The sequence below is a fragment of the Fulvimarina manganoxydans genome (genome assembly GCF_900176465.1).
GTDB classification, from domain to species: domain Bacteria; phylum Pseudomonadota; class Alphaproteobacteria; order Rhizobiales; family Rhizobiaceae; genus Fulvimarina; species Fulvimarina manganoxydans.
This window is the reverse complement of sequence record NZ_FWXR01000010.1, coordinates 61,060-77,509: the sequence shown is the minus strand read 5'-3', so window position 1 is coordinate 77,509 and position 16,450 is coordinate 61,060. Positions and strand designations below refer to the sequence as shown.

Annotated in this window: 16 protein-coding genes; 5 read left to right on the top strand and 11 right to left on the bottom strand. The window is 64.1% G+C overall.

Features of this window, described 5'->3' with window-relative positions:
• Nucleotides 1–10: 10 nt before the first annotated feature.
• The 3 genes from dxs to B9A15_RS12165 form a co-directional block, all read right to left on the bottom strand.
• On the bottom strand, nucleotides 11–1,930 hold the full coding sequence (dxs, locus tag B9A15_RS12175) for a 1-deoxy-D-xylulose-5-phosphate synthase (protein ID WP_084410355.1): 1,920 nt from the start codon (nucleotides 1,928–1,930) through the stop codon (nucleotides 11–13).
• Nucleotides 1,931–2,126: 196 nt separating this feature from the next.
• Nucleotides 2,127–2,399, bottom strand: a complete 273-nt coding sequence (locus B9A15_RS12170; protein WP_084410354.1) for an exodeoxyribonuclease VII small subunit — start codon at nucleotides 2,397–2,399, stop codon at nucleotides 2,127–2,129.
• A 101-nt stretch (nucleotides 2,400–2,500) separates the two neighbouring features.
• The gene (locus B9A15_RS12165; RefSeq protein WP_084410353.1) at nucleotides 2,501–3,436 is read right to left on the bottom strand and encodes a histone deacetylase family protein; all 936 of its coding nucleotides are present in this window, start codon (nucleotides 3,434–3,436) and stop codon (nucleotides 2,501–2,503) included.
• A 196-nt stretch (nucleotides 3,437–3,632) separates the two neighbouring features.
• Here B9A15_RS12165 and B9A15_RS12160 point away from each other — a divergent pair, with 196 nt between their 5' ends.
• Both B9A15_RS12160 and B9A15_RS12155 read left to right on the top strand, forming a co-directional pair.
• Nucleotides 3,633–3,884 carry a DUF1902 domain-containing protein gene (locus B9A15_RS12160; RefSeq protein WP_084410352.1) on the top strand — a complete coding sequence of 84 codons (252 nt, stop codon included), beginning with the start codon at nucleotides 3,633–3,635 and terminating at the stop codon, nucleotides 3,882–3,884.
• Nucleotides 3,885–4,082 carry a type II toxin-antitoxin system HicA family toxin gene (locus B9A15_RS12155; RefSeq protein ID WP_084410351.1) on the top strand — a complete coding sequence of 66 codons (198 nt, stop codon included), beginning with the start codon at nucleotides 3,885–3,887 and terminating at the stop codon, nucleotides 4,080–4,082.
• Nucleotides 4,083–4,107: 25 nt separating this feature from the next.
• Here the strand turns inward: B9A15_RS12155 and aroC are convergent, their stop codons facing one another.
• Nucleotides 4,108–5,211 carry a chorismate synthase gene (gene aroC, locus B9A15_RS12150; RefSeq protein ID WP_084410350.1) on the bottom strand — a complete coding sequence of 368 codons (1,104 nt, stop codon included), beginning with the start codon at nucleotides 5,209–5,211 and terminating at the stop codon, nucleotides 4,108–4,110.
• A gap of 210 nt (nucleotides 5,212–5,421) precedes the next feature.
• Between aroC and B9A15_RS12145 the strand changes: the two genes are divergently transcribed.
• Nucleotides 5,422–5,679: a DUF1344 domain-containing protein gene (locus B9A15_RS12145; protein WP_084410349.1), complete on the top strand. Its 258-nt coding sequence runs from the start codon at nucleotides 5,422–5,424 to the stop codon at nucleotides 5,677–5,679.
• Nucleotides 5,680–5,712: 33 nt separating this feature from the next.
• Here B9A15_RS12145 and B9A15_RS12140 read toward each other — a convergent pair whose 3' ends face one another.
• From B9A15_RS12140 to B9A15_RS12115, 6 genes are read right to left on the bottom strand one after another with little or no spacing between them, the layout of a single operon-like run.
• On the bottom strand, nucleotides 5,713–6,114 hold the full coding sequence (locus B9A15_RS12140) for a metallopeptidase family protein (RefSeq protein WP_084410348.1): 402 nt from the start codon (nucleotides 6,112–6,114) through the stop codon (nucleotides 5,713–5,715).
• Between the two features lie 29 nt (nucleotides 6,115–6,143).
• Nucleotides 6,144–7,451, bottom strand: coding sequence for a c-type cytochrome (locus tag B9A15_RS12135; protein WP_084410347.1), 1,308 nt, complete (start codon nucleotides 7,449–7,451; stop codon nucleotides 6,144–6,146).
• Nucleotides 7,448–8,140: a cytochrome c oxidase assembly protein gene (locus B9A15_RS12130; protein WP_084410346.1), complete on the bottom strand. Its 693-nt coding sequence runs from the start codon at nucleotides 8,138–8,140 to the stop codon at nucleotides 7,448–7,450. Before B9A15_RS12130 ends, B9A15_RS12135 begins: the two co-directional genes overlap by 4 nt.
• Nucleotides 8,137–8,517: a hypothetical protein gene (locus tag B9A15_RS12125; RefSeq protein WP_084410345.1), complete on the bottom strand. Its 381-nt coding sequence runs from the start codon at nucleotides 8,515–8,517 to the stop codon at nucleotides 8,137–8,139. The genes B9A15_RS12130 and B9A15_RS12125 overlap by 4 nt, the downstream gene beginning before the upstream one ends.
• Before the next feature lie 17 nt (nucleotides 8,518–8,534).
• Entirely contained in the window at nucleotides 8,535–11,171 is a 2,637-nt protein-coding gene (gene ctaD / locus B9A15_RS12120; RefSeq protein ID WP_425292958.1) for a cytochrome c oxidase subunit I, read from the bottom strand.
• Between the two features lie 5 nt (nucleotides 11,172–11,176).
• Complete coding sequence (locus tag B9A15_RS12115) at nucleotides 11,177–12,337, bottom strand: cytochrome c oxidase subunit II (protein ID WP_084410343.1); 1,161 nt, start codon at nucleotides 12,335–12,337, stop codon at nucleotides 11,177–11,179.
• 358 nt (nucleotides 12,338–12,695) lie between these two features.
• Here B9A15_RS12115 and B9A15_RS12110 point away from each other — a divergent pair, with 358 nt between their 5' ends.
• Together B9A15_RS12110 and B9A15_RS12105 are read left to right on the top strand one after the other, a co-directional pair.
• Complete coding sequence (locus tag B9A15_RS12110) at nucleotides 12,696–13,985, top strand: PQQ-dependent sugar dehydrogenase (protein WP_084410342.1); 1,290 nt, start codon at nucleotides 12,696–12,698, stop codon at nucleotides 13,983–13,985.
• Nucleotides 13,986–14,191: 206 nt separating this feature from the next.
• On the top strand, nucleotides 14,192–15,304 hold the full coding sequence (locus B9A15_RS12105; RefSeq protein WP_244556924.1) for a mannitol dehydrogenase family protein: 1,113 nt from the start codon (nucleotides 14,192–14,194) through the stop codon (nucleotides 15,302–15,304).
• A 68-nt stretch (nucleotides 15,305–15,372) separates the two neighbouring features.
• On the opposite strand, the gene B9A15_RS12100 is transcribed toward B9A15_RS12105, so the two are convergent.
• A complete protein-coding gene (locus tag B9A15_RS12100; RefSeq protein WP_084410341.1) occupies nucleotides 15,373–16,275 on the bottom strand; it encodes a GntR family transcriptional regulator in 903 nt (300 codons plus the stop codon).
• Between the last annotated feature and the right edge of the window lie 175 nt (nucleotides 16,276–16,450).

Genomic DNA, 16,450 nt, shown 5'->3' with positions numbered 1-16,450 from the left:
CGTCCGGCGGTCAAGCCCGGAGGCTGCTGGCGCGCTCGTCCCGGCCGAGCGCCTTGAAGACCGCATCGACGATGCCGGCGCGGTCGAGGCCGGCATCGGCGTTCATCGTCTCGGGCTTGCCGTGATCCATGAAGATGTCCGGCATGACGAGCGGTCGAACCTTGAGGCCGGAATCGAGCCCGCCGGTCACGGCGAGATGATGGAGAACCTGGGCCGCGAAACCGCCCGCCGCGCCTTCTTCGAGGAGGATGAGAACCTCGTGCTCGCGGGCGAGCCGCGCAATGAGCTCCGTGTCGAGAGGCTTGGCGAAGCGGGCGTCTGCAACGCTTGTGGAGAGACCGTAGGTGTCGAGCTCTTCGGCCGCCGAGACCGCTTCCGCAAGCCGCGTGCCGAAGGAGAGGATCGCGACCTTGGAGCCTTCCCGGATCATGCGGCCCTTGCCGATGGACAGGATCTCGCCGCGCTCGGGCATGTCGACGCCGGTGCCGTTGCCGCGCGGATAGCGGAAGGAGATCGGCCCCTCGTCGAAGGCGGCGGCCGTGCGCACCATGTGGCGCAGCTCGGCCTCGTCGCTCGCCGCCATCACCACCATGCCGGGAAGCGGAGCGAGGAAGGAGGTGTCGAAGGAGCCGGCATGGGTCGGCCCGTCGGCGCCAACGAAGCCGGCCCGGTCGATCGCAAAGCGCACGGGGAGCTTCTGGATCGCCACGTCATGGACGATCTGGTCGTAGGCGCGCTGCAGGAAGGTGGAATAGATCGCGGCGAAGGGCTTGTAGCCTTCCGAGGCAAGGCCGGCGCAGAAGGTGACGGCGTGCTGCTCGGCGATCCCCACATCGAAGCTGCGGGCGGGGTAGAGCTCGGCGAATTTGTCGAGGCCCGTGCCGTTCGGCATGGCGGCATTGACGGCGACGATCTTCTCGTCCTCCCCCGCTTCCTGGATGAGGCTCGAGGAGAAGACGCTCGTATAGCTCGGCGCATTGCCCTTGGCCTTGGACTGGGCGCCGGTGATGACGTCGAATTTGGAGACGCCGTGATATTTGTCGGCCGAATTTTCCGCCGGCTCGTAGCCCTTGCCCTTCTTGGTGACCACATGGACGAGGATCGGGCCGGTCTTGGCATCGCGGACATTCTTCAGGACCGGCACGAGGGCGTCCATGTCGTGACCGTCGATCGGGCCGACATAGTAGAAGCCGAGTTCCTCGAACATCGTCCCGCCGGTGAAGAAGCCGCGGGTATATTCCTCGGTCTTGCGGGCGCCTTCCCGGAAGAAGGTGGGCAGTTTCTGGGTGATGTCCTTCGCGCGGTTGCGCAAGGTCCGATAGGTCTTTCCCGAGACGAGGCGCGCCAGATAATGGCTCATCGCGCCGGTCGGTGGCGCGATGGACATGTCGTTGTCGTTGAGAATGACGATGAGGCGCGCGTCGAGCGCCCCGGCATTGTTCATCGCCTCATAGGCCATGCCGGCGCTCATGGCGCCGTCGCCGATGACCGCCACGACGTTGTTGGTGCCCTTGGAGAGATCGCGCGCCACCGCCATGCCGAGGCCGGCGGAGATCGAGGTCGAGGAATGGCCGGCGCCGAAGGGGTCGTATTCGCTTTCGGTTCGCTTGGCGAAACCCGACAGGCCGCCTTCCTGGCGGATCGTGCGCATGCGCTCGCGCCGTCCGGTGAGGATCTTGTGGGGATAGGCCTGGTGGCCGACATCCCAGATCAGCCGGTCGTCCGGCGTCTCGAAGACATAGTGGAGCGCGACGGTCAGTTCGACGACCCCGAGGCCGGCGCCCAAGTGACCGCCGGTCTGGGACACGGCGTCGATCAGATCGGCACGCACCTCGTCCGCGATCTGCCTGAGGTCGCTTTCCTCGAACCGCCGGAGATCCTCCGGGCTTTGGATCTGGTCGAGAAGCGGCGTCAGCAGAGATTGGGACACGATGTCAGGACCTTTTCGATTATTGCGGGCCTCGACGGCGCCTGCCGCCCGTCATGAGGTTCGCAAGGACACGCAACCCCAACACATTCTTTAAATCGTTTCCAGACCGCAGCGATCAAGCATCTTCGAGATCAGGCGGCTGCGGCAAACCGCGTCGCGTGACCGGAAACTGGCCGCTCCCTGTCGCTCGCTGCCGTCAGTCGGGATCGAGCGGCTCAGTGCCGGAGGGTTTGCCGGCGCGGTTGAGCTTGATCTTCTCGACCTTGTCCTCTGCCGCCGACAAGAGCCGGTCGCAATGGTTCTTCAGCTTCTCGCCGCGCTCATAGATGCGGATCGAGCGGTCGAGCGGCACGTCGCCGCGCTCCAGATCGCCGACGATCCGCTCAAGGGCGGCGAGCGCTTCCTCGAAGGTCATGCGCTTGATGTCGGAATCGTCGGCGGGCAGGGAATCGATCTCGTCGTCGGCCATGTCAGTCTCGAATCGCGAAAGGGAAGATGTCGGGTCAAAGGGCGGCGGTGCGAAGCCTCGAACGCCAATACGGGTCGCCGCCGGAGCACAGGTGGTGGCGCTCAGCCTTCCAGCAAGCGCTTCACATGGGCGCGAACCGAGACGGCGAGGCCCTGAAGATCGTAGCCGCCTTCGAGAAGGCTGACCAATCGGTCATCGGCATGACGGTTGGCGACGTCGAGGAGCTTGCCGGTCGCCCAGTCGAAATCCTCTTCGGTCAGTTTCAGATTGGCCAGCGGGTCGCGATGATGGGCGTCGAAGCCGGCGGAAATGATGACGAGGTCCGGCTTGAAAGTCTCGAGCGCCGGCAGGACGCGGCTCGTAAAGGCTTCGCGGAAGGCCTCGCCCCCATCGCCGGCCGAAAGCGGCGCATTGACGATATTGCCGGCATCGTTCGCCCCGGTCTCTGACTTCTCCCCCGTGCCCGGATAGAGCGGCATCTCATGGGTCGAGCAATACATGACGCTCGGATCGGACCAAAAGATATCCTGGGTGCCGTTGCCGTGGTGAACGTCCCAATCGATGATGGCGACGCGCTCCAGCCCATGCTTGGCCTGTGCATGGCGGGCGGCGATCGCGGCATTGTTGAAGAGGCAGAAGCCCATGGCGGTCTGCGTCTCGGCGTGATGGCCGGGCGGGCGCGAGGCGACGAAGGCGTTGGGCGCATCGCCTGAGACCACCGCGTCCACCGCCGCCATGGCGCCGCCGACCCCATGCATGGCGGCCTGGAAGCTTTTCGGGCTGAGAACGGTGTCGTCCTCGATGCGCACGAGACCCTCTTCCGGGATCACCTTCGCGATCGCCTGGACATAGCCTTCGGGATGACAGCGATAGATCGCCTCCAGCGTGCCTTCCGGCGCCTTTTCCCGGTCGAGGAAGTGGAAGCACTCGTCTTCCAGTACCTGTGAGACCGCGGCAATGCGATCGGGGCGCTCAGGATGACCGGCCCCGGTCAGATGTTCGGCGAAGATCGGATGGTGATAAAGGCGCGTCAGCATGGTCGAGACTTAGAACGGCCGGTGCCGCTTGGCAATTTATGGGCGTCTCTATTGATGATCGGCCGCGCATTTGGCGAAGAGCCCGGCATCGGCTCAATCTGGTGCGGACTGTTTGAGGTTCCTCGGCATGCGTTGTGCATCGGGCGCACGACCGTGATATTCATGATCTGGAATTGCCACCGAAGGAGCAGCTTTCATGAACAAAAAGTTCATGGTCACGGCGCTGTGGGACGATGAGGCCAGCATATGGGTCGCAACGAGCGAGGATATTCCAGGCCTCGTGACCGAGGCGGCCACACTGGACGATCTGTTGAGGCGGGTTCTTGCGATCGCTCCTGAGCTTCTCGCGGACAACGCTCATCTTATGGACGAGGTGCAGTCTCCCGGCGATCTGTTGGACGTTTGCATCCACTCACAGGTGCGTCTCGACAGGCTTCATGCACACTGAATGGTCCAGGGGTTCTACAAGGAGATCGTCCAAGCACTTCGAGCCCATGGCTGCATTTTTAAGCGGGTCGGAAAAGGCGACCATGAAATATGGTTCAGTCCAATCACGAATCGTACATTCAGCGTCGATCGGGGCAGCTTGTCACGCCATACGGCGAACGCGGTCATGAAGCAGGCCGGCATTGACCGTCGGTTCTGAACGGCGCTCTTACACAAAGTCCATTTCAAATCCGCCCCGTCTGCCCCCGATGCCTCAGATAATGGTCGGCGATGGCGCAGGCGACCATGGCTTCGCCGATCGGCACCGCGCGGATGCCAACGCAAGGGTCGTGGCGGCCCTTGGTGACGACGTCGATCTCCTGGCCATCCCGGTCGACCGAGCGGCGCGGGGTCAGGATCGAGGAGGTTGGCTTCACGGCAAAGCGCGCGACGATCTCAGCGCCCGTCGAGATGCCGCCCAGAATGCCGCCGGAATGGTTCGCCAGAAATTCCGGTTCGCCATTGTCGCCGATCCGCATCTCGTCGGCATTTTCCGTACCCTTGAGGCGCGCCGCCGCAAAGCCGTCGCCGATCTCGACGCCCTTGACGGCGTTGATCGACATGAGACCTGCGGCGATATCGGTGTCGAGCTTGCCATAGATCGGGGCGCCGAGGCCGGCGGGAACGCCTTCCGCCACGATCTCGATCAGCGCGCCGACGCTGTCATGGGCTTTTCGAAGCTCGTCGAGATAGGACTCGAAACGGGGGATCGAGGCGGCATCGGGCGTGAAGAACGGATTGTCCTCGCGTTCCACCACCTGCCAGTCCCAATTGCCTCGATCGATCGCCTCGGTCCCGATCGCGACGATCGCGCCGCGAACGGTCAAGCCCGGGACGATCTTGCGAGCGAGCGCGCCGGCCGCAACGCGGGTCGCCGTCTCCCGCGCCGAGGATCGCCCGCCGCCGCGATAGTCGCGCAGGCCGTATTTCACGTCATAAGTGAAGTCCGCATGACCAGGCCGATATTGCTTTGCAATATCGCCGTAGTCCTTCGAACGCTGATCGACATTCTCGATCTCCATGGCGATCGGCGTGCCGGTCGTCACGAGCGTTCCGTCATCCGATTCGTCCGGCAGGACACCGGAGAGGATCTTGGCCGTGTCGGGTTCCCGGCGCTGGGTCACGAAGCGCGAGGAGCCGGGTTTTCGGCGGTCGAGCTCGGCCTGAATCTCCTCCATGCGGAAGCGGATTCCCGGAGGGCAGCCATCGATCACGCATCCGATCGCGGGACCGTGGCTCTCGCCCCAGGTGGTGACGCGGAAGAGGTGTCCGAAGGTGTTGTGCGACATGGTAAACCCAATATGAAGACGGCACTGCACAAGGGTTTGCGTCCCGTCAGGGGCGCTCTATCGCATGGGGAAGCACCGGATCAAACCGCATTTGCAACGAATCGTCATCAAAGGCAGCCGAGAAAAGACACAATTGGGTTCGCATTTCCTCGGTTGCGGCGTATCGGTTGGGGAACCGGGCGCCAGGGAAGCATACGAGGGAACTCCAGCATGACCAGACGGATCATCGCCTTCTTCGCGACGTCCTTTCTCTCCGTCGCGATGACCATCCCGGCCTTTGCGGACGAGGCGGATGGTGTCATCGTCGACATCGACAGCGAGCGCTCCGAGCTGCGCCTGTCGGATGGCGAGACCTATCTTCTGCCTGACGATTTCGACTATGGCGCGGTCAAGCCGGGAATGGCCGTGGTCGTCATCTATGACGAGGCACAGAGCTATCCGACCCAGAACGTCTATTCGCTGGTATAATCCACGCCGAGCATGACGGGGCAGGCGGCGCGATCAGCCGGCTGCCGCCTCGATCGCTTCCATGTCGTCGTCGGAGAGGCCAAAATGGTGGCCGATCTCATGGACGAGCACATGGCGCACGAGGTGGCCGAGGGTCTCCTCGTTCTCGGCCCAATAATCCAGAATGGGCCGGCGATAGAGAAGAATGCGGTTCGGCATCTCGCCGGTCACCGGCGTCGCGAGATCGCCAAGGCCTCGGCCTTCAAAGAGGCCTAGAATGTCGAACGGGCTTTCCAGACCCATCTCCTTGATGACATCGTCATCGGGAAAATCGGCGACGAGAAACCGGATTTCGCCACACAGCGCGCGAAACTCCTCCGGCAGGCTCTCATAGGCCTCGATGGCCAGCGCCTCGAACACGTCGAGCCCCGGCGCCATCACATCCGTCCAATCCATCGTCACGATGTCTCTCAAGAAAATTCGATCTATTGTCCAAGAGGGCGCGAGGCGTACCAGGCCGAGACCGCCTCGATCTGCTCGTCGGTCATCTGGATGGCGATCTTGTCCATCAGATGGGCAAAGCGCGTGCCGCTACGCGTTCCTTCCTTCCAGAGATGGAGATGGGTGTCGATATACCAGGCCGGCTGGCCACCGAGATAGGGATAGAGGTCGTTCTTGGCGCGCCCTTCCTTGGCGTGACAGCTATTGCAGGCCGGAATCTTTCGCGATGGGATGCCCTGTTCGGCGATGGTGCGTCCGAGATCCAGCAAGGCCGCCTCGTCGCCTTCGGGCAGGCCGCCGGCCGCAGCTTCGATGGAAAAGGCGGCATCGGACCGGTTCGCGGTCGGAAAGATCTGCGGTGGGATGCCGTCGTCCATCGCGGTCTCAGGGGCGATGTCTCCACGCGGATCGGCGGCGGTCGTCTGCGCCCCGTCCGATTGGGCAGGCATCGCCGGTCCCGGCAAGGGTTGCTCCGAATACCAGACGGCCAGCGCATCCAACACCTCGTCGGGATAGCGCGAGGCGGGGGGCTGCATGAAACCCGAATGGCGGAAGCCGAGATCGTAGGCCTGAAGCGTCGCCTTGAGATAGGCCTCGCTCTGGCCGGCAATGACGGGAAAAGCGCCGGCGCTTGCCCCTTCGCCGCGCCCGAGCCCGTCGCGGCCATGGCAGCGCGCGCAATCGGTCAGGGCGTCTGCCGTGATCCCGTCGAAGCCAGCGGTCTCGCTTCCCTCTACCCCTTCATCGATGGTGCCGCGCTCGCCGCCGAGTGCGAGATCGGCATAGGTCTGCGGGCTCATCTCGGGATAGGCGCGAAGAAAAGCCACCTGAGCCCAGACCTCGTCGTCGCGCTCCTGGGTCGGCCAAGCCGGCATGCCCGAATATTTGATGCCGTGTTTCAAGATCCAGAAGAGCTCGCGGTCGGCCCATTCCCCGATCTGGCCCTCGAGGCGCGGCGGATGGGGCGTCATCGACAGGACGACCGGCGACTGCTCGATCCCCGGCGCCCCGTGGCAGGGTGCGCAGCCGGTGGCGAAATGGCCGGCGGCGCGCTGGACAAGGGCGGGATCGGAGAGATCGATATCCTCCGGCACCGAAATCCCGAGCGACTGGCGCGCGACGGCATTCTGCATCGTCCAATGCAGGAACCAGCCGACCGGCGCGAAATGGCCGGAGGAGGCCGCGATCGAGACGAGGCCCGAGAGGGAAACGGCAAGGGCCGCCGCGACACCGGCGGCAAGAAGCCCCGCGATCCGCTTCCAGGTCAGGGTGAAAGCGATCCGCTTCTTCATGCCTTGCCTCCTTCGCCGGACATGATGGCGGGGACCATGCGGCCGAGAATGGCGAGGGCGCCGGTGAGATGGGCGAGGCCGCCGACGAGGATCATGGCCAGCGCCCCGAGCCGTTGTTCTTCAAGCCCTGAGGGAGCGTCCATCCGCACGCAGAGTTCCGAACAGGCATAAAGAGGGTCCGGCTGGATGAGGAGATAGACGCCCAGGACGCCGAGATGGGCGGCGGTGAAGATCAGGCAGCCGGCGGCGATCCATCGCCGCTTTCGAGAGCCGCTTGCGCCGAGCGACAGAACGCCGATCCACAGCCCCAACCCGGCGAGAAAAAGGCTCCCTTGTTCGAGGACGAGAGCCAGGGCCGAGAGCCGCGCCACGTCGTGAAGCTGCGGAAGGTGCCAGCCCCAGACGAAGACAAGCTCGCTGACCGCCGCAAGGATCGGCAGATCGGCCGGTATCCTTTCTCTCAATTCCGGCAGAAGACGCAGAAGCCCAAAGGCCAGAAGCGGCGCCGCAAGCCCGATCACAGCCATCTGCATGGTCATATGGGCAAAGAAGGAGGCGACGAGCCGCTCGGGCATCGGCCCCTGCCAGACGATGGCGAGCACCCCGGCGCCGAAGAAGAAGGGCCAGACCTCGAAGAGGCGGGTCTCGGAAGGCGGGGGAAGGGTTCGGTTCATGAGGGGCGCGCTCATCGGCAATCGGCGATGAAAAGCGCCGGCAGAGCGACGAAGATGACCGAGACGAAGGAGAGGCCGGCGAGAAGAACGGTCGAGAACTCCAGAAAGCTTTCACGCGCCACATCGGTATCCTGATCGTTCACCGTGCCGCCGCCATGGCCTTTCCATTCGCGATAGGCACGCAGGAAGATGAGGCCGATAAGAGCCAGTGCGACCACGGTGATCCCAGCGATCATCCAGCGGGTTGCCGTGATCGTTTCGAAGATCGCCTGATTGGGCGCGCATTGGACCGCTGCAACGCCATAGGCGAGGAGAAAATGCAGCGCCCAGATCGTCGGTGCGGCGATCAGCGTCCAGATATTGTCGCGGGTTTGGCGGTCGAGACCGAACATGGGCGAAACGGCCTTTCTCAACCGGCCAGAGGGAAGAGGGCGGTCACCAGGACGGTGGTCGCCGCTGTTGCCAGCATGAAATGCCAATAGAGCGCGACATTCTGTATATCCGCGTCGTATTTTGGCGTGAGATGGTTAAAGATCGATCGCGCGAGGCAATAGAGCAGCATCAGGCTTCCGACGGCCGCATGGCAGGCGGTCCAGATGACGAGGACCCAGACGGTGGCGTCATAGACGTGGCGCACCGGATCGAGACCGGTGGTGTAGGGCGCCCAGAGAAGCGCCGCGCTGGCGAGAAGCGAGACGAGCGCGCCAGCCACCATGAGGCCCCGAGCAGCGCTCACCCGGCCCGCTTGGTTAAAGCGCCTGGCGAAGAACGCGCCGGCCCAGGCGACAGCGAAGAGGACGAGCGAGACGAAGGGCCAGACGAGGCCCGGCCCGTTTGCGCCAGCCGGCGGGTATTCGGCATGGATCGTCAGATAGAAGACATAGCCGAAGATGAGGGCAAGGAAGGCGGTCCCGTCACCGACCATGGTGATGAACATCGCCCACCAGCCGACCGCCTTGGGGCCGGAGACATAGAGCGGCAGGGTAAGACCCCGGCCGACATCCTTCTCTTCCTTTTCGGGGATGATCGCGGTGCCGCGCCAGACCCAGACGATAATGGCGGCGGTGGCCAGCACCATGGCGCCAATCGTCATATACCACCAGTGGAAGGTAGCGAAGATGAAGACCGCGCCGAGGAAGCCGGCCGCCCACATGGTCATGAAGGTCGGGCCGGGCACCCGCAGGACCTGGACGGGATCGGCGTCAAGAACGCCGGTGACGATCGTCTCGCGCTTCAATTCTTCCGCGTCAGGCAGGTAGAAGCGCCCCGTATCGACGTCCTCGACGAAGTTCTTCTGGTCCCAGAGGGGATAGCGCGAGGTGACGATGGGAATGGAGCGAACGCCCCAGCCCTTGTCCTCTTCCTCGGCGAGCCATTCCAGCGTGCCGGCGTTCCAGACATTGCGCGGCGCATAGGGCTGCTTTGATCGCGGGCGTAAGACGTCGAAGACGACGATGAGGACGCCGGCGGCGAAGATGAAGGCGCCGATGGAGGAGAGAAGATTCGGCAGTTCCAGACCGATGCCTTCCGGATAGGTCCAGATGCGGCGTGGCATGCCCCAAAGCCCCGAGAAATGCATGGGGAAGAAGCCGAGATTGAAGCCGACGAACATCAGCCAGAAGGCGATCTTGCCGAGCCGGTCCGACAGGGTCTTTCCGGCGAGCATCGGCCAGAAGTAATAAATGCCGGCCACGACCGGGAAGAGCATGCCGCCGATCAGCACGTAATGGAGATGGGCGACGACGAAATAGGTATCGTGGGCCTGCCAGTCGAACGGCGCGAGCGCCACCATGACGCCGGTCAGGCCGCCGATGACGAAGACGGCAAGGGCGCCCGAGACGAAGAGCATCGGCACCTTGTAGACGACGCGGCCCGTCAGCATCGTCGCGATGAAGACGAAGATCTGAACCCCGGTCGGGATCGCCACCGCTTCGGAGGCGGCCGAGAAGAAGCCGAGCGAGATCGCCGGCAGGCCCGTCGTGAACATGTGGTGGACCCACAGGCCGAATGACAGAAAGCCGGTGCCGACGGCGGCCAGCACGATCCAGGAATAGCCGAGGATCGGCCGGCGCGCGAAGGTCGGCACGATCATCGCCAGCAGCGCGATCGCCGGCAGGAAGACGATATAAACTTCCGGGTGACCGAAGATCCAGAACAGATGCTGCCAGAGCATCGGATCGCCGCCGCGCTCGGGATCGAAGAAGGGCCAATTGAACAGGCGTTCGAGCTCGAACAGGATGTCGCCGGCTATCAGCGGCGGGAAGGCGAAGAGGATCATCCCGGCGACGACGAGGACGTACCAGGCATAAAGCGGCATCAGATTGAGCCGCATGCCGGGCGGGCGGCATTTCAGCGTGCCGACGATGAGTTCGACCGCCGCCGCGATCGAGGCGACCTCGATGAAGGAGAGGCCGAGCAGCCAGATATCGGCGCCATAGCCCGGCGTGAAGCGCTCCTGGGTGGTGAGCGGCGGATACATGAACCAGCCGCTATTGGGCGCCGAATCGAAGAAGATCGACCCGCAGACGAAGACGCCGCCGATCAGGAAGCACCAATAGCCGAAGGCCGAGAGGCGTGGGAACGGCAGGTCTCGGGCGCCCAGCATCTGGGGCAGGATGATGATCGCCACCGCCTCGAAGATCGGGACGGCGAAGAGGAACATCATCACCGTGCCGTGCAGCGTATAGACCTGATTGTAGAAATTGGCGGTGAGGAAGTCGTTTTCCGGCACAGCGAGCTGGGCGCGGATCATCAGGCCGAGAACGCCGGCAAAGAGCATGAAGAGGAAGGAGGTGGCCGTGTACCACAGGCCAACCTCGGTGTTGTTCACCGCCGACCAGTAGCGCCAGCCCTTGGGCGCGTCCCAGGTCCAGATCAGCCGCTTTTCCTGGGCCTTGCGGACCTCGGGGTCCTCCTGGTCCACATGGCTTGCGGTCTGCGTCGCCCGTGGTGGCGGATCGGAAAAGGGCGGGGTCGCCGGATCGCGCCTGCGCAGCGCGAGAAAGGCCCGAAGACCCGAGGCGCTGGACGAGCCGGAAGACGTCATGTCGCTCATTTCAGGGCTCCGAGCCAGGCGGCAATCGCAGTGATCTCCGCGTCGGGCAGGACGCCGAAGGAGGGCATTTCGACACCGGGCTTCACGTGATCGGTGGCGCGCACGAAGGTCGCGATATTCTCCTCGCTCATGGCGAGAAGCCCGGCGCCCAGCGTGCGGCGCGAGGCGAGATGGGTAAGGTCCGGGCCGATCGCACCGTCGGCCTCCGTTCCGCGCACCGTGTGGCAGGCGTCGCAGCCATTTTTCATAAAAGCATCGAGTCCAGGCCCTGAGGTGAGTGCGGCCGGCTGGCTCTGGGCCTCCACATGGGCCGCATAGGCCTCTGGCGAGACGGCGATGACGCGAAAGCCCATCTGGGCATGGGCATCGCCGCAGAATTCGGCGCAGACCCCGTTATAGACCCCTTCGCGCACAGGCTCGATCACCAACCGGTTCACCCGGCCGGGGATCATGTCCATCTTGCCGGCGAGCGCGGGCACCCAGAAGGAATGGATGACGTCCGGGCTGCCGAGAAGGAGCTCCGAGCGCTGGCCGACGGGGAGATAGATCTCGTTGGCGCTCTCGACGCCGCCGGGCGGCAGGCTCTTGACGACCCCCGGCTCGCCTTCGACCCCGTAAGCGACGCGAAACCAGAAGCGCTCACCCGAAACCGCGATGGTCGGCCCATTCGCCTCGCTGCGCATCTCCGGCATCATCTTGAGGCCGTAGACGAGAAGACCGGCCAAGGTCACGGTGGGAAAGATCACGCCGCCGATCAGGATGAAGCGGATGCCGGTCCTTTCCGAATGACGGCCTGGACTGACGCGGGTCGCATAGATCGCGATGCCGATGGTGACGACCCAGACGAAGACCGCGCCCCAGAGCATGAACCAGAACAAGGCCTCGACGGCCGCCGCCTCGCTGCCGGCTCCGCCGAAGGTCGATTGCGGACCGACGCAGCCGGACAGTGCGAGCGGTAGGAGAAGGGTTGTCAGGCCAAGGCGTTTGGCGGCAAAAGAGGGGCAACGCGCGCCGTGCGTCAGCGTCTTGGCTGAGAGAGCGCTGGCGCCTACCGCTATCGACGCCTTGTGTGGCGGGCGTGGCGATTGAAAAACCGAATTCCACGGTTTCGCCCGGCGCTCGGCGCGACAGGGTTTGAGCGACCGGGCGTCCGGCATCGTCTCTCCATGCAAGCGTGGTATCCTGCCAAGCGGCAAGGTCCGAAAGTTTGTCAGGCTATCGAAAAGGTCCTTCGCGAAGAATTAGCGGCAGAAGCGAGCTTGAGAAGATGGCCTGCTCGTTCCCGCCCATGAAAATATCGGCGCCCAGAAGAAGGCCGCAGCCATCCCTCCTCACGTCGCCTGGAAGGACGAGCGCCGCCATGGGGCGGGCGCCGGCATCCGGTTATGCGACACGACGCTCGAACGCGGGACGCCTTGACGTGGCCTTCAGCCCTGGCGAAAACCGCCAAGAGGGGATGCCGTGGCCTAGAGGTCTCGATACTCCCTATTCGCTCTCCAGAACAGGTGTTCGATCATGGGAATTGTCGCGAAGGCGACCGGGATTGTGGGTGGAGCCGTCGCGCTCGTCAGGCGCTTTTCGTCCCCCTCGCATCAAGCGGTCGGGCAAAAGCCCGAGATACCGCAGGCGCGCAAGCAGGGGCTCATGACCCTGAAACTGCCCGCCGCCGAGGGCTGGAAGAACGGGCGTCTGCCCAGCTGTGCGCCGGGCTTGAGGGTCAATGCCTTCGCCTCCAATCTCGACCATCCGCGCTGGATCGAGGTTTTGCCGAATGGCGACGTCCTGGTCGCGGAATCGAAGGAGCAACCCGCCAAGCCCGAAACCTTGATGGATCATGCGGCCCAGGCGACGATGGCCCGCGTCAAGGCGGTCGGCAAAAGCGCCAACCGTGTCACCCTCTGGCGTGACGCCGATGGCGACGGCGTCGCCGAGATCCGCCATGTCTTCACCGAAAACCAGAACCAGCCCTTCGGCATGGCGCTGATCGGTGAGCGGTTCTATCTCGGCAATACGGACGGCATTCGCGTGTTCGATTATCGTCCGGGCGAAACCCGCCTCGAAGGCGCGGGAGACGCGCTCGTTTCCTTCAAGCCGCATGGCCACTGGACCCGCAGCCTGATCGTCTCGCCCGATCGCACCAGGATCTACGCCGGCGTCGGCTCGCTCTCCAATATCGGCGACAAGGGCATGTCGGTCGAAGAGGGCCGCGCGGCGATCTGGGAGCTGGATGTCGCGAGCGGCAAGGCGCGGATCTTCGCGTCCGGCCTGCGCAATCCAGTCGGCATGGCCTTCGAGCCGGTGACAGGCAAGCTCTGGACCGTCGTCAACGAACGCGACGGGCTGGGTGACGAGACCCCGCCCGACTATCTGACCTCGGTTCAAGAGGGCGGTTTCTATGGCTGGCCCTATTGCTATTGGGGCCGGACCGTGGACGACCGCGTTCCCCAGGATGCGGCTCTCGTCGCAAAGGCCATTCAGCCGGACTACGCCCTTGGCGGGCACACGGCGTCCCTCGGCCTTTGCTGGATGCCGGAGGGCACCTTGCCGGGCTTTGGCGCCGGCATGGTCATCGGCCAGCACGGATCCTGGAACCGGTCGACGCTCAGCGGCTACAAGCTCATCTTCGTGCCGTTCGAAAACGGCGCGCCGAGCGGTCCCCCGCGCGACATTCTCTCGGGCTTCCTCTCTAAGGACGAAAAGCTCGCTTATGGGCGTCCCGTCGGCGTGACGCTCGGCCCGGACGGCAAATCGCTGCTGATGGCCGACGACGTAGGCGACATCATTTGGCGCGTCACCGCCGCGTGACGCGACCGGTCTGGTCATTTGCGCTGACCTTGAAAGGTTCGGCGCCAAACGTTCATCCAGTCGGAGCCTTTGATCCTGCGACCAGGCACCTGAACCGCTCAGGCGACCGTGGCCGGGCGGCCACGTCGCCCACACGGCCCTGATCCGCAGGGGTTGGTTGCCTCTCCGCGTTGTTTTTAATAATAAGAGACAACGCAAGGAGGGGCGTGCTCGTGTCTACAATTCCGATCCTGCAATTTGGGACCAGCCGGTTCCTTCAGGCCCATGCCGACCTTTTCGTTTCCGAGGCGATGGTGGCGGGGGAGGCGATAGGGCCGATCGCCGTCGTTCAGTCGAGCGGCGATCCGGCGCGGGCCCAGCGCGTGGGGGCCCTGGCAAAGGGCTACGACGTCCGGCTTCGCGGCCTGCGTGATGGGGATAAGATCGACGAGACGGTGCGGGTGAAGAGCATCGCGCGGGCCTTTTCCTTGAGCACGGACCGCGTCGAGGTCTCCCGCCTTCTGGCGACGGACGTCCGGATCGTCGTCTCCAACACCTCCGAGGCGGGCCTGGCGCCCCAACCCGCCGATCGCGCGGCCGATTTTGACGATGCCATGTCCTATCCGGCCAAGCTCGCTTACCTCTTGCGCGAACGCTTTGCGGCAGGCGGCGAGCCCATCCAGGTGATGCCGACCGAGCTCGTGCGCAACAATGGGCAGACCTTGCGCAATCTCGTCCTCGATGCGGCCAGCGAGATGGACGATGCCTATCGAGCCTGGCTGCGCGAGGAGGTTGTCTGGGTCAATTCCCTGGTCGATCGGATCGTCTCTGAGGCGATCGAGCCCGCCGGTGCCGTTGCCGAACCCTATGCGCTTTGGGCAATCGAGGACCGTCCGGGGCTTCTCCTGCCTTGCTGCCATCCGGCGATCCAAGTCGTCGCCGATCTCGGGCCGATCGAGCGGCGCAAGCTCTTCATCCTGAACCTTGGCCATACATGGATGGTCTCGCGCTGGCTGGCGCGGGGGCGGCAAGGGGCGACCTTCGTGCGCGATCTGATGACCGATCGCGAAGCGGCGGGCGAATTGGCCGCCCTTTATTCAGAGGAGGTCCTACCGGGCTTCGTGGCCGCCGGGGAAGGCGAGGGGGCCGAGGCCTATATCCACGTCACCATGGAGCGCTTTGCCAATCCCTTCCTCGATCATCGGCTAGAGGACATCGCCCAGAACCATGGGACGAAGCTCGGTTCGCGGCTCAGCGCCTTTCTCGATTGGGCGCGTTTGCATGGGGATCGCGGGGCGAAGCCTCGTCTCGCCGCCGCCCTGGAAGGGCCGAAGGCCTGACACCCCATCCGCTCGATCGCGCGGATTAGCGCCGGCGGGGGCGGCCCGACGTCTTGATCCGAGACGTCTCAGGCGAGATCGTGATAGCGTAGGGAGGAGAGGAGCGTCGTCTTGGAGGTCTTCAGATGGCGCCGCGCGGCGATCGTCGCGGCCTCCTCGTCCCGCGCCTCCAGGGCGTCGATGATCGCCAGATGCTCGGCGATCGCGGCTTCGTTGCGCGCCTTCTCGTCGGTCTTGTCCCATAGATAGTGGTAATGGAAGATCAGCGAGACGACCTTCTGGAACTCGGCGACGAAACGATTCTTGACCACCGAATTGATCGCCCCGTGGAAGGTTTCGTCGAGCGTCGAAAAAGCGTGGAAGTCGGTCTCGATCCGGTTCATGAGCGCCAGATGATCGGCCCTCAAGATCTCGAGGCGGGACCAGATCGGATGATCGACCGGCGCGTCCACCGCCTGGCGTACCGCGTGGAGTTCGAGCACGGCTCTGAAATCCGAAAGCTCGACCGCGAAGTCGCGCGTGAAGCCGAGCAGCATCCAGCCGCCCTGCTTGCGGCGGGCGACGAGACCGAAGCGGCTGAGCCCGGCCAGAAATTCCTTCAACTCGTGCTGGGGCACTTTGAAGGATCGGGACAATTCGGCGACCGAGAGCGGCGTATTGGCCGGCACGTCGAATTTCAGGATCCATTCGAGAAAGCGCTGTTCAAGATTCGTCGATCGTTGCAGGCCGCCCTGTTGCGCGATGCGGTCTTCGGCGGTCGGTGCGCGCAGAAGGCGCTTGTCGCGGCCCTCCCAGGCGATGAGGTCTTTTTCCTCCATGCGAGCGAGGCAACGGCGAACGACCGTGCGGCTCACACCGACGATCTCGCACAGCTTGCTCTCGGAGGGCATTGGCGCGCGAGGCGAAAGCTCGGCGCAATAGTCGAGGAGCGCATTAAAGGCCTCTCGATAACGGGCGTCGGTCCTCGCCATGCTCAAGCTCCCCACCCTGGCTCCAGCCGGACAGTGGAGCCGTATTGTTTTTGTCTAGAATAATAAAAAACCATTGACAAGGGATCGGCCCTGCTGCCACCGTCGGGCCTTATGAAATCCGGGCATGAGGGAGGCACATGTCGGACGCAAGCAAACCTGCATCCGAGTTCGGGTT